Raw genomic sequence first — 13003 nt, 5'->3', positions numbered from 1 at the left:
CGCACCCCTGCGACGCATAAGGATGCGTGAGTGGACCAAATGATCGACCAACCGTCCAATGACCGTCCGTCCGAAAGCAGTGAACCCCTCGCACCGACCGGTGCGGGTTCGGGATTCGTTGTCGTCGCCAACCGGCTTCCGGTCGACCTCGAGCGCCTGCCCGACGGCACCACCCGATGGAAGCGCAGCCCCGGCGGGCTGGTGACCGCGCTGGAACCGGTGTTGCGCAGCAACAAAGGCGCCTGGGTCGGCTGGGCCGGCGTGCCCGATGTCGAGGTCGAACCGATTATCGAAGACGGGCTCGAGCTGTATCCGGTGCCGCTCACGGCGCAGGAGGTGGAGGACTACTACGAGGGGTTCTCCAACGGCACGCTGTGGCCGCTCTACCACGATGTGATCGTGCGCCCGGTGTACGACAGGGCGTGGTGGGCGGCCTATGTCGAGGTCAACCGGCGCTTCGCCGAGGAGACCGCGAAGGTGGCCGCCGAGGGCGCGACAGTCTGGGTGCAGGACTACCAGCTGCAGTTGGTGCCCAAGATGCTGCGCATGCTCCGCCCCGATCTGACCATCGGCTTCTTCCTGCACATCCCCTTCCCGCCGGTCGAACTGTTCATGCAGATGCCGTGGCGCACCGAAATCGTCGAGGGCCTGCTCGGCGCCGACCTGATCGGTTTCCACCTGCCGGGCGGGGCACAGAACTTCCTCTACCTGGCCCGCAGACTGGCCGGTCAGCCCACCTCACGCGGCACCATCGGGGTTCGCTCGAAACTGGGTGTCGTGCAGGTCGGTTTCCGCACGGTCCGGGTGGGCGCGTTCCCCATCTCGATCGATTCCGCCGAACTCGACGAGTCCTCCCGCCGTCGTTCGGTGCGCGAGCGGGCCGCGCAGATCCGGGCCGAGCTGGGCAATCCCAAGAACATCATGCTCGGCGTCGACCGCCTCGACTACACCAAGGGCATCGACATCCGGCTCAACGCGCTGCAGGAACTCCTCGAAGAGGGCCGCGTCGACCCGACCGAGACGGTGATGGTGCAGCTGGCCACTCCCAGCCGCGAACGCGTGCAGAGCTACATCAAGATGCGCGGCGACATCGAACGTCAGGTGGGCCGGATCAACGGTGAATTCGCCCGCGTCGGCTACCCGGTCGTGCACTATCTGCACCGCCCGATCCCCCGCGACGAACTGATCGCCTTCTTCATCGCCGCCGACGCCATGCTGGTGACGCCCCTGCGCGACGGCATGAACCTGGTCGCCAAGGAGTACGTGGCCTGCCACAGCGACCTCAACGGCGCCCTGGTGCTGAGCGAGTTCACCGGCGCGGCGGCGGAGCTGCGCCAGTCCTACCTGTGCAACCCGCACGACCTGGACAGCGTGAAGGACGCGATCATCGGCGCACTCGACGACGATCGCGACACCAAACGCCGCCGGATGCGGTCGCTGCGCCGTCAGGTGCTGACCCACGACGTCGAACGCTGGGCGCGCGCCTTCCTCGACGCGCTGTCGCACAGCAATATCGCCGGATCGGCCCTGATGAGCGACGAGCAGACCTTCCCCGCCGACCAGCGCTGAGGCACACAGCGACCTCACAGCGTCGGTCCAGCCACTTCCCAGCGGGGTGGTGGAGCATAGGGGCATGAGTGGTGTGCCTGAGGTGCCCGAGGCGCGGGTACTCGTCGTCGACGACGAACCGATGATCGTCGAACTGCTGGCGGTGAGCCTGCGCTACCAGGGGTTCGAGGTGGCGACGGCCGCCGACGGCGCCGAGGCGCTGGATCGGGCGCGCACGTTCCGGCCGCAGGCGCTGATCGTCGACGTGATGATGCCCGGCATGGACGGCTTCGGTCTGCTGCGCAGGCTGCGCGCCGACGGGATCGACGCGCCGGTGCTGTTCCTGACCGCGCGCGACGATGTCGACGACAAGATCACCGGGCTCACCCTCGGCGCCGACGACTACGTCACCAAGCCGTTCAGCCTGGAGGAGGTGGTGGCGCGGCTGCGGGTGATCCTGCGTCGCGCCGGCCACGCCGAGCCCGAGCGGGCGAGCACCCGGTTGCGCTTCGCCGATATCGAACTCGACGACGACACGCACGAGGTGTGGAAGGACGGCGAGCCGGTTGCGTTGTCTCCCACCGAGTTCACGCTGTTGCGCTATTTCATGGTGAACGCGGGTAGCGTGCTGAGCAAACCGCGGATCCTGGATCACGTGTGGCGCTACGACTTCGGTGGTGAAGTCGGCGTGGTGGAGACCTACGTGTCGTATCTGCGCAAGAAGGTCGACACCGGCGACCAACGATTGATCCACACGTTGCGTGGGGTCGGCTATGTGATGCGTGAGCCGAAGCGGTGAGCAGACTCCCCCTGCGGGTGACGTTGGTGCTGATGTTGGTCGCGTTGGCCGGATTCGGTTTGGTCGCTTCGAGTTTCGTGGTGACCAAGGCGATGGAGAACTCGCTGCAGAACCGCACCGATCAGCAGTTGCAGGACGCGGCGATGGAATGGGAGCGGCGGGTGGGGCTGCCCGCACCGAATCTTCCACCGCCCTCCTCGGAGTCCGGGCAGCCGCCCGGGCGCTACTTCGTGACGGCCGAGAGCACCGACGGCACCCGAAAGGTACGCCTCGACAATGTCTTCGGCACGAATGCCGAGCCCGATCTCCCCGACCCTCCCGCACTACAGCCGGCCACGGTCGGCTCGCTCGACGACTCGGGCGACCAGTGGCGAGTGCTCACGGTCAACGGCCATCGTGCGACGGCGACGGTCGCGTGGCCGCTGGCCGAGAACATCGAGACGCTGCGCAATCTCGTTGTGCTGCAATTGATCGTCGGCGCCATCGTGCTGATCGCCTTGGCCATCGCGGCCTATTTCGTGGTGCGCGCCAGCTTGCGACCGCTGCGCCGGGTCGAAGCGACGGCGGCGGCGATCGCGGGCGGCGAGCTGCATCATCGAATTCCGGTGCACGGCAATGTCACCGAGGTGGACCGACTGTCGCGCTCGCTGAACAGCATGCTGACCCAGATCCAGCAGGCTTTCGCGGCCACCGAGGCCTCCGAAACCGCCGCGCGCGAATCCGAGGCGAAGATGCGCCGTTTCGTCGCCGACGCCAGCCACGAACTGCGCACGCCCCTCACCACGATCCGCGGCTTCGCGGAGCTGTACCGGCAGGGCGCGACCACCGACCCGGCAATGTTCATGAACCGCATCGAGCACGAGGCCCAGCGCATGGGGTTGCTGGTCGAAGACCTGCTCATGCTGGCCCGCCTCGACGCCCAACGACCCATCGAGCTGCGCCCGGTGGATCTGCTGGCGATGGCGGGCGACGCCGTCCACAGCGCCCGCGCGGTCGAAGCCGCCGAAGGACAACACCGCCCGATCACCCTCGAGATCGCCGAAGGCGCGGGCACCCTGGAAATCCTCGGCGACGAACATCGCCTCCGCCAGGTCCTCACCAATCTCCTCGGCAACGCCCGCACCCACACCCCCGACGGCACCTCGATCACCGTCCGCCTGACCCCCGCCGCCGACGAGGTCCAGCTCGAGGTCGTCGACACCGGTCCAGGGCTGTCCACCGAGGAAGCCGACCACGTCTTCGAACGCTTCTACCGAGCCGACGCCTCCCGCACCCGCCGCGTGCACACAAGCGGCAGCGGGCTCGGCCTGTCCATCGTGGCCGCGCTCGTCGCGGCGCACGGCGGCACAGTGCGCGTCGAATCGACCCCGGGCGGCGGCGCCACCTTCGTGGTGCGCCTACCGCGCGGCGAGTAGGTCAGACCGGCGTGACCTGGGCGACCAGCCAGCGGTTGTCGGCCTTGTCCAGCGAGACCCGCACGCGGCTGCCCGAGGTGGTGCCCTCCGGCGAGTCCTTGCTGGTGGTGAGCTGGTTCAGGTAGAGCAGGACGACCGCCTTCTCAGGGTCGGCGGAGACGATGCCCTCGGCCTGGGTGGTGGCCTTGACGGTGAGCTGCTTCTCCTTGGCGCCCGGCGCGATGGCCTGCTGGATCAGTGTGAGGTATTCGGCCCTGAACGACTCGGTGAGATTGTCGGCGGCCCTCGGTAGTTCGGTGTCGACGGTGGCGGGTTCATAGGTGAACATCGCGCTCACCGTCCGGCTCGCGGTGGTCATCGCATCGGCGCGTGCCTGCTCGGTCTTGTCCTGCTGCCACAGATGATAACCACTGACCCCGAGGACAAGGGCCGCGATCAGACCAGCCGCCGCGAGGGCTCCGAAGACGATCTTGATTCGATTGCTCATCCCACGAACTCCACTTTCGACACGGTCATCCCGGAATCGCCGTTCGACACCGTGATCCGGAATCGGTACTGCCGCGACTGCGGTTCGGCCGAACCGGTATTGCTCACCATCTGCTTGGCGGCGACCAGAACCTTGGCCGAATTCTCGTCGACGGACTCGATGCCCGACTCGACGACCTCGCCGGTGGAGACCACCTTCGCCTGCTTCACCACATCCATGAACGGATCGACGCGACCGTCGAACTCGTTCTTGAACTCCCCCGAGGCCACCGCCAGGATCCGGTCGATGTCTTCCTTGGCGGAGTCGGCGCGAATGGTGGTCAGGTTGATGACCGCCTGACGCGCGGTCTGGGTGTACTGCGCGCGCAGATCCTCGTCCTGGCTCCCCGACCGCGCGGCGAACGCGGCGAACCCGGCACCGACGACCAGCGCCAACACCAGTACCGCGGCGGCGGCGAGCCCGATGATCTGCCCGAGCCGCGTCAGCTTCGCATCTTCTTCGTCGAGCTCGGCCGAATCGTCGTCGTCCTCGGCGACCACATCGGACTTGCGCAGCTCGACAGGAGCCGCGACCACCGTGGCGGCCTCGTCGGGAGCCACCTCGGCACTAACCGACTCGGTCGGTTCCACCGCACCCGCGTCGACGTTCCCATCGACGACCTTCACATCATCTACCGGCGGACCGGCCGAACGCGCTGCCCGCCGACGTGGACGGCGGTTGCTGTTCTCACTCATCGTTGCTGCTCCTCCAACATCGCCTGCCAGCTGGCCGGGACAGTGCCCGAACCGTCGGAGGCGATATCACCTTGGCGGTACATGCGACCGTCCGGGCCGAGATAGCTGCCGGTGGACGGATCGTAGGGGCGCGCGGCGGCGGGGGTGACCCCGCCGGTGGACGCGCCGGTGGGTGCCGACGCCGGCGCTACCGGCTGCGGCGCACCGAACGGCGGGTTCGTGCCCTGCGGCACGTACCCCGTTCGGCACAGTTCGGGAGTGGGCGCCCTGACTCCGGGAAACTCCATGCACGGCGAGTTGCGGATGCCGCGCACTTCGATCGGAGAATCCTGAGCCACCTTGCAGTAAAGCCCTTCGGGGGTGTCCACCGGGGAGAAATCGCTCGGCTGACGCCACTGATCGGCAGGCAGGAAGCCTGTCGTGCAGGCGGGCGGGTCATTGATGACGGTCATGAAGTCGACCATCACGCCGTACAGCGCGGGCCCGCGAATGACGGTCCGCAGTGCCGCGATCAACGGCGGGAAGACGACCAGAAGCTGTTCGACACCAGCGTGATACGTCACCCCGACCTGACCGAGGCTGACCAGGTTGCTCATCAGCAGCGGCAGCGTCGGGCGCAGACTCTGGAACTGCTCGTTGACCTTCTGCATCGCCGACGGGCTGTTGTACAACAGGTTTCGCAACGTGGGGTCGTGTTCGCGCAGCTGATCGGTGAGGGTCGCGAGATCTGTTGTCCAGGAACGGATATCGGCTTCGGTCTGGATCTGGGTGTCCAGCAGCGGGCCGATCTGATCGAGCAGCTTCTTGGTCGGCTCCACATCGGTCTCGGCCTGCTGCACCAGCAGCGCCGCCGAGTCGATGAACCGCTGCAGGTCGGGCCCGGCGCCGTTGAACGCCGCGAACGCCTCGTCGATCACCTGACGCAGCCGGGTATCGGCGACGGTGGACAGCAGCTTGTCGGACTGGTCGAGCAGCGCGCCGACATCCTGGGGCAGCCTGGTGCGCTGGACCGGAATCACCGAACCGTCGCGCAGGGTGCCGGAGTCGGCACCGACCTCGGGCACCAGGTCGACGTACTGCTCACCGATCGCCGAAACACTGCGCACCCAGGCGGTCGAGTCCGACGGCACCTTGTAGTCGCTGTTGATCGACAGATCCGCCTCGACCCCGGCGGGGGTGAGCCGCACAGCTTCGACCTTGCCGATGTTGGTGCCGCGGTAGGACACATTGGCGGTCGGATACAACCCGCCGGTGGCGGCGAGCTGCACGACCACGTTGTAGCGGCCGATGCCGAACATCGCGGGCAGCTGCACATACGTCCCGCCCATCACGACCAGGCCGATCACGGTGAGGACCGCGAAGATCGCGAGCTGAACATGGACGAACTTGGTGAGTTTCATCGTCCCGCCCCTTCCTGGCCGGGCAGCGGCACGGTGATACCGGGAATGGACGGCAAGCCGGGAATGGAGGGCAGTCCGGGCAGTGCGGGCGCGGGTCCCGCGGCCGGCGCGGGCGCCGACGGGAGCTTGGTCGGGTCGCCCGCGTCAGTGGCGGTCGACGGCGCGAAACTACCGACCACGCCCTCGACGCCACCGAAGCGTCCGCCGAGCGGAGTACCGGTGAGCCAGTTGCTGTCCAAGCGCTTACCGGTCAGGTCGAAGGTGATGAAGAGGTTGAGGTAGTCGCCCTTGATCGCGTTGCCGATGTTCTTGATCGGGAACGGGAAGGTGGGCAGGATGCCCATCGCGTCGATGAGGTTGGTGCCGGTGTTCGCCAGGGTCTCGAGCACCGGGCCGAGGCTGGCCAGGTTGGCCTTGAGATCGTCACCGCTGGTCTGGATGATCCGCTCGGTGACATCGCTGAGCTCACCCAGCGAGGTGATCGCCCTGGTGATGTTGGCGGTGCGGTCGGCGAGCACGGTCAGTGCCGGGTGGATCTCGTCGATCGCGCGGGCCAGCACGTCCTTCTGGTCGGCGAGGTTGCCCGCCAGCCGGTCGAGGCCCTCCATCGCGGCGATGATGTCGCCGGTCTGCTTGTCCAGGCCGGTGACGAGCTGGTCGAGCTGCGGCAGCAGATCGGCGATCTCGGCCTCGCGGCCGTTGAGCGCCGCGTTCAGCTCGCTGGTGATGGTCTCGAGCTGGGCGATGCCACCGCCGTTGAGCACTACCGACAGCGAGGACAGCACCTGCTCGGTGGTGGGGTACGCCCCCGCCCGCTCGAGCGGGATCACGTCGTCATTACGAAGCTCACCCTGCGGCGGCGTCGAGGTAGGCGCGGACAGCTCCACGTGATTGCTGCCGAGCAAGCTGGTCTGGCCGATCTTGGCGATCGCGTTGGCGGGGAGTTTCACCTCGGGATTCAGCGACACCGTGACCAGCGCGTGCCACCCCTCGACCTCGATTCCGGTGACATTGCCGACCTCGACGTCGTCCACTCGCACCGGCGAATTCCGGGTGAGCGTCGTGACATTGGGCATCTGGATCCGCACGGTGTACGAACCGGGACCCCGACCCTCCGAGCCGGGCATGGGCAGCGAGTTCAGTCCGTCCCACTGACAGCCGGTAGCGCCGAGCGTCACAGCGACGCCCACCGCCAGCCCGGCGAGCTTGCGTTGGGGCCTCATCGCTGTCCTCCTGGAACCGCAAGTCCGGCAAGACCGTTCGGCACAGTGACGGGCGCCGACGACGACCGTTCGGGTGCTACCTCTGCGGCCAGACTCGGCGGGCTGTACGTCAACTGTTCGGGGAAGGCCGTCACACCGCTGCCGGGGTTGAGCATGATCGGCGCGTAGTTCATCGCCAACGAGCTGATCACCGGGGCAAGGAATTCCGCGCACAGATCCGCCGACCGGTCCGAGTCGTTGTTCTCGAGCGCACGGACGGAACCACACAGGAAGCTCATCGGATTGGCCGTATTGTTCAGCGCCACAGCGCCGGTGAGCGAGCCCTGAGCCGGCTTGTAGATCTGGTAGAAGTTCACCAGCGCGGTCGGCGCGGAATGGAGCACCCGTTCGATCTCCGGCCGCTTGTCGACCAGCGTCTGGGTGACATCGGCAAGTCGCTCGACACCCTCGGTGAGCTCGGCGCCGCTGCCTTCGAGGAAGCGCTTCACGTCCGCGAGCGCCACATCCAGGCTGTCGAGTCCCGCGACGAGTTCCTCGGACGCGCCTGCGAGCACCGAGGCCACCGAGGCCAACCGGCCACCGAACTGCACGATCTGCTCGTTGCTCGCCGAGAGCACCTCGACGAACTTCTGCAGGTTGCGAATGGTGCCGAACAGGTCGGTTCGCCCGTCGGACAACGTATTCAGCGTCGCCGACAGCTCACGCAGGGTGTCACGGAACCTCTGGCCGTTGCCGTCCAGGTTGTTCGCGGCGGTGTCGACAAAACGGCCGAAGGAGCCCTGCTCGTCATCGCCGACCGGCCCGAGAGCCGTTGCGAGATTGGACAGTTCAGCCTTGATGTCGTCCCACTCCACCGGGACCGCAGTGCGCTCGATCGGGATCTGCGCACCGTCGGCCAGCTTCGGGCCGCCGGTGTAGGCGGGCGCCAGCTGGATGAAGCGCGCCGACACCAGCGAGGGCGCGATGAGCACGGCACGCGCGTCGGCGGGCAGATCGATGTCACTGTCGATCGACATCCGCACCTGTACCCGGCCCTCGCCGGGCTCGATCGCGTCGATCTTGCCGATCTCCACGCCGAGCATCCGCACCTCGTCACCCGCGTACAGGCCGGTGGTCGAGGTGAAAGCGGCAGTGATCTTGGTCTTGCCGACGCCGAGAGTGATGTAGACCCCGACCGCGACCAGCGCGACGATCACCACCGCGGCGACCGCGAGCGTCCAGCGCGGCACGCCGCGCACTGTCGATGCGATGCTCATCGCGGCGGATCCTCCTGAGAAGGCACGATGCCCGGCGGCCTCGGATTGGTAAAGATATCGATCACGTCCTGCGGCAGATGCTCGGGCCAGACCAGCGCGTCGACCAGCGGGCGCAGTTCGGTACTCGTCGCGTTCACCACGTAGGCGTTGAACCACGGACCGCTGCCGACCTGCTCACCGAGAGCCGAAGCGTAGGGGCCGAGATTCTCGAGCGCGTTCGACAGGTTGTCCTTGTTGCGCTGCAACATGCCGAGCACCGAATTGAGCCGGTCCAGCGTCGGCTTCATCTGTGCCTCGTTGTCGGCGACCAGCCCGGAGAGCTGCTTGGCGACGGAATCGACGTAGACGATGAGCTGGTTGATCGCGGCGCGCCGGTTGTCGAGTTCGCCGAGCAGATTGTTCCCGTCCAGCAGCAGCGCGTTGATCTGTGAGCTGCGGTCGGCCAGGATCTTGGTGACGTTCTGGGCCCGGCCGAGCAGCTCGGTCAGCGCCTGGTCGCGCGTATTGATGCTGCGCGAGAGCGCGGTGACGCCGTCGAGGGCATTGCGCAGCGGACCAGGGGTGTCGGCGAAAGCGGTCGAGAGCACGTCCAGCGTCTTGTCGACCTGGTCCAGGTCGAGGTCGCGCACGGTCGCGCCGAGGTCGCTGAGCGCCTCGTTGAGCGAATACGGCGAGGTGGTCCGCTCGAGCGGGATGGTGTCGTCCGTGCGCAGCGCGCCCGGTCCGGTCGGCAGCACGTCCAGGGACTTGCGACCGAGGACCGTGTTGGTCTTGATCGCGGCAGAGGTCTTCTGGCCCAGCACGATCGACTCGTCGAGGGTGAACTTCACCAGCACCTTGGGACCGTCGAGCGAGACCTGGTCGACTTCGCCGGAACGCACACCGGCGACGTGCACCGGATCACCGGGCACCAGCCCGCCCGCGTCGACGAAGTACGCGGTGAAGGTCGCACCGGAGCGGATGAACGGCAGCTTGGTGTATTGCAGCGTGGCGAGCGAGATCGTCACCACCAGCACGATGCCGACGATGCCGACGATGACGGCCGACGAATTCTTCTCATTCATTGGGCGTACACCTTCCGGTCGCCTGCAGACCTGGCGCCAAGACCTCCATCGTCTGGCCGTTCGGGCCGTCGATCAGGAAGTTGGTGCCGCACACATACAGCTGCAGGAACGACCCATAGGCGCCGATGCGGGTGAGCTGTTTGTAGGTGTCGGGCAGCTTCCCGAGCACCCACTCGATATGGTCGGAGCCGTTGTCGAGGTTGGTGGCCAACCTGCCGGTCTGCGCGATGGTGTTGCGCAGATCTGGGCGCGCGGTGGTCAACAGGTCGTTGAGTTCCTTTGTCGCACCGGCGATCCGCGGCAGCGCTGCGCCGATCGGGTCGCGTTCGGCGGCCAATCCGCTGACCAGGCGCTGCAATTCCGCGATCGTGGTGGCGAACTGCTCGTCCCGATCGTCGATGGTGCCCAGCACGGTGTTCAGGTTGTCGATCACGCTGCCGATCAGGGCATCGCGATCGCTGAGGGTCTTGGCGAAGCTGCCGCCGCTGTTGAGCAGCGAGACCAGCGTGCCGCCCTGCCCCTGGAAGATCTGCAGCAGCGCCGAGGTCAGGTCGTTGACCTGACCCGGATCCAGGCCGCGCAGCAGCGGCTTGAACCCGCCGAGCAGCAGGTCCAGATCCAGCGCGGGCGTGGTCTGCTCCTTGCCGATGGTGGAACCGTCCGGCAGTCGACGCGCCGAGCCCGGCCCCTCCTGGAGTTCCAGATACCGGTCGCCGACGAGGTTCTCGTACTTGATCACCAGGCGGGTGCTCGAGAGCACGGAGTACTTGGTATCCACGTCGAACTCGACGTGCGCGAGGTCGTCGTCGCCGACCTTCACCGAGGACACCGAGCCGACCGGCACACCGGCGATCCGTACCTTCGACCCGGGCAGCATGCCCGAGGAGTTGGTGAACACCGCCTTGTAGCTGTTCTCGCTGGAGAACCGTGCCTGACTGAGCACGATCGCCAGGCCGGCGAACACCAGCGTCATCACCACGGTGAAGATCGCGAGCTTGACTGTCGTCGCCGTGTTCTTCACCGTGTCACTCCCGGCAGTCCTTCCAGCAAAAGCTGGAAAACCTTTGGTGCGCTGTTCAATTCGGGTGCACCGTGGCGCGGCGTGTACGGCGCGCCCTGGTTGGTATCGGTCACCACATAGTTCGAGTGGCTTTCCGGCACCCGGTCGACCACGCCCTCACAATGCGGTCCGCCGGTGGCGTTCACCTTGGGCAGGTCCTCTGGGTAGGTGTAAGGCTTGTCCCCGAGCATGAACGAGGCGTTCATGCCGACACCGGGCAGCAGGCCGCCGAACATGTCCTCCGCGATCGGCATCAGCGGGCCGAGGCCGTCGATGATGCAGCCGAGCGCGGGTGCGTATTCGAAGAGCAGGCTCGTCGTCGGCCGCAGCAGGTCGAGCGCGGTGACGAGGTCGTGTTCGTTCTCCCGCAGCACCGAACCGGTGGTATCGGACAGCCCGATCACGTTCACCAGCACATTGTCGAGTTCGGCTTGCAACTCCGAGATCGTCTTCGCGGTCACCGTGGCGTTGTCCACCGTGCGCAGCAGCGCACCGGAGGCATCGGCGTAGATGTCGGTCACCTGGGCTGTCTTGTCCAGATCCTGTTGCAGCGTGGGCAGATACGGGTTGATCTCGCGCAGGTAGCGGTCCGACCGGACGAGCAGGTCGCCGAACTTGTCGCCGCGGCCCTGCAACGCGGTGCCGAGCGCGGTCAGCGTGGCGTTGAGCTTCTCCGGTTCCACCTGAGCGAGCACATCGGACAGGTGCTGGAACAGCGTGTTGAACTCGACCGTCACCGAGCTCGCCGCGACCGTGCTGCCCGGCTTCAGCGGGCTGGACGAAGGCTGTTCGGGGACAACGAAGTTCACGTACTTGGCGCCGAACACCGTGGTCGAGCGAATATCGACTCCCGCGTTCGACGGCACCAGCTTCAGCTGTTCGGGATCGACCTCGAGCAGGATCTGCGCACCGTCGTCGCGCAGGTTGATCTCGGCGACCCGGCCGATCTCGACGCCGCGCACCTTCACCTTGGCGTCGGGGTCGAGTACGAGACCGGAGCGGGGAGCGTCGACCACTACCTTCGCGGTGGTGGTGAACGCGCCTTGGAACAGGGCGAACGCGAAGACCGCGAGCCCTACGAGCAAGCCGACCATCGTGAGCGCGGCGAGCTTGCGCCCGAGCCCGCCCTGCAATGCGGCAACGAACCGTGAAGTGTCCATCACGCTATCCCGAGAGGTGGAAGTTGCCGGAGGTGCCGTAGATGGCCAGCGAGATCAGCAGCGTCACAGTGACGACCGCGATCAGCGACGAGCGCACCGCGTTACCCACCGCGATACCGACGCCGACCGGACCACCCGCGGCGTGGAAGCCGTAGTAGGTGTGGATGAGCATCACGGCCAGTGCCATCACGATCGCCTGCGCGAACGACCACAGGATGTCGCTCGGGATGAGGAATGTCGAGAAGTAGTGGTCGTACACGCCGGCCGACTGCCCGTAGATCACGACGGTCGCGAAGCGGCTGGCGATGAACGAGGCGATCACCGCGAGTGCGTAGAGCGGCACGATCGCGATCATGCCCGCCAGCACCCTGGTGCCGACCAGGAACGGAATCGGCCGGATCGCCATCGATTCCAGCGCGTCGATCTCCTCGGCCACACGCATCGCGCCCAGCTGCGCTGTCGCACCGGCGCCGATCGTGGCGGCCAGACCGATGCCGGAGATCACCGGTGCGGCGATGCGCACATTGATGAGAGCGGCGAAGAAGCCGGTCAGCGCCTCGACGCCGATATTGCCGAGTGAGCTGTAGCCCTGCACCGCGATGGTGCCGCCCGCCATGAGCGTCAGGAAGCCGACGATCACCACGGTGCCGCCGATCACGGCCAAGGCGCCACTGCCCATGCTGATCTCGGCGATGAGCCGGATGGTCTCGGTGCGGTAGTGCACCAGCGCGCGCGGCACCGAGCCGAGCGCCTTGACGTAGAAGATCGCCTGATCTCCCAGGGAATCCACCGATTTCGACATCCGGTCGAAACGACGGACCGTACGCGGAAACTTGCTGCGAACTATGAATGCCATC

The 13003-nt window shown here is 66.7% G+C and carries 12 protein-coding genes; 3 read left to right on the top strand and 9 right to left on the bottom strand.

Annotation, left to right across the window (positions count from 1 at the left end):
* The first annotated feature begins 39 nt into the window (after positions 1–39).
* The 3 genes from QX204_RS00840 to QX204_RS00830 all read left to right on the top strand — a co-directional run bounded on the left by QX204_RS00840 (position 40) and on the right by QX204_RS00830 (position 3762).
* On the top strand, positions 40–1569 hold the full coding sequence (locus tag QX204_RS00840) for an alpha,alpha-trehalose-phosphate synthase (UDP-forming) (protein ID WP_301908215.1): 1530 nt from the start codon (positions 40–42) through the stop codon (positions 1567–1569).
* A gap of 64 nt (positions 1570–1633) precedes the next feature.
* Positions 1634–2347 (top strand): response regulator transcription factor, encoded by a 714-nt coding sequence (locus tag QX204_RS00835; protein ID WP_301904737.1) that lies wholly within the window; start codon positions 1634–1636, stop codon positions 2345–2347.
* A 32-nt stretch (positions 2348–2379) separates the two neighbouring features.
* Positions 2380–3762 (top strand): sensor histidine kinase, encoded by a 1383-nt coding sequence (locus QX204_RS00830; RefSeq protein ID WP_301908214.1) that lies wholly within the window; start codon positions 2380–2382, stop codon positions 3760–3762.
* Position 3763: 1 nt separating this feature from the next.
* Here the strand turns inward: QX204_RS00830 and QX204_RS00825 are convergent, their stop codons facing one another.
* Genes QX204_RS00825 through QX204_RS00785 form a run of 9 tightly spaced genes read right to left on the bottom strand, consistent with a single transcriptional unit; the run spans position 3764 to position 13002 of the window.
* Positions 3764–4249 carry a h domain protein gene (locus QX204_RS00825; protein ID WP_301904736.1) on the bottom strand — a complete coding sequence of 162 codons (486 nt, stop codon included), beginning with the start codon at positions 4247–4249 and terminating at the stop codon, positions 3764–3766.
* Positions 4246–4983 carry an Rv1363c family protein gene (locus tag QX204_RS00820; protein WP_301904735.1) on the bottom strand — a complete coding sequence of 246 codons (738 nt, stop codon included), beginning with the start codon at positions 4981–4983 and terminating at the stop codon, positions 4246–4248. Before QX204_RS00820 ends, QX204_RS00825 begins: the two co-directional genes overlap by 4 nt.
* Entirely contained in the window at positions 4980–6383 is a 1404-nt protein-coding gene (locus tag QX204_RS00815; protein WP_301904733.1) for an MCE family protein, read from the bottom strand. The genes QX204_RS00820 and QX204_RS00815 overlap by 4 nt, the downstream gene beginning before the upstream one ends.
* Positions 6380–7606, bottom strand: coding sequence for an MCE family protein (locus tag QX204_RS00810; RefSeq protein ID WP_301904731.1), 1227 nt, complete (start codon positions 7604–7606; stop codon positions 6380–6382). The genes QX204_RS00815 and QX204_RS00810 overlap by 4 nt, the downstream gene beginning before the upstream one ends.
* Positions 7603–8862, bottom strand: coding sequence for an MCE family protein (locus QX204_RS00805; protein WP_301904729.1), 1260 nt, complete (start codon positions 8860–8862; stop codon positions 7603–7605). The genes QX204_RS00810 and QX204_RS00805 overlap by 4 nt, the downstream gene beginning before the upstream one ends.
* A complete protein-coding gene (locus tag QX204_RS00800; protein ID WP_301904727.1) occupies positions 8859–9926 on the bottom strand; it encodes an MCE family protein in 1068 nt (355 codons plus the stop codon). Before QX204_RS00800 ends, QX204_RS00805 begins: the two co-directional genes overlap by 4 nt.
* A complete protein-coding gene (locus tag QX204_RS00795) occupies positions 9919–10947 on the bottom strand; it encodes an MCE family protein (protein WP_301904726.1) in 1029 nt (342 codons plus the stop codon). Before QX204_RS00795 ends, QX204_RS00800 begins: the two co-directional genes overlap by 8 nt.
* The gene (locus QX204_RS00790; RefSeq protein WP_301904724.1) at positions 10944–12146 is read right to left on the bottom strand and encodes an MCE family protein; all 1203 of its coding nucleotides are present in this window, start codon (positions 12144–12146) and stop codon (positions 10944–10946) included. Before QX204_RS00790 ends, QX204_RS00795 begins: the two co-directional genes overlap by 4 nt.
* Before the next feature lie 4 nt (positions 12147–12150).
* On the bottom strand, positions 12151–13002 hold the full coding sequence (locus tag QX204_RS00785) for an MlaE family ABC transporter permease (protein WP_062982725.1): 852 nt from the start codon (positions 13000–13002) through the stop codon (positions 12151–12153).
* Position 13003 lies beyond the last annotated feature (1 nt).

This window comes from Nocardia sp. PE-7 (genome assembly GCF_030486425.1).
GTDB classification, from domain to species: Bacteria; Actinomycetota; Actinomycetes; order Mycobacteriales; family Mycobacteriaceae; genus Nocardia; species Nocardia salmonicida_A.
This window is presented reverse-complemented; position numbering and strand designations above follow the sequence as displayed.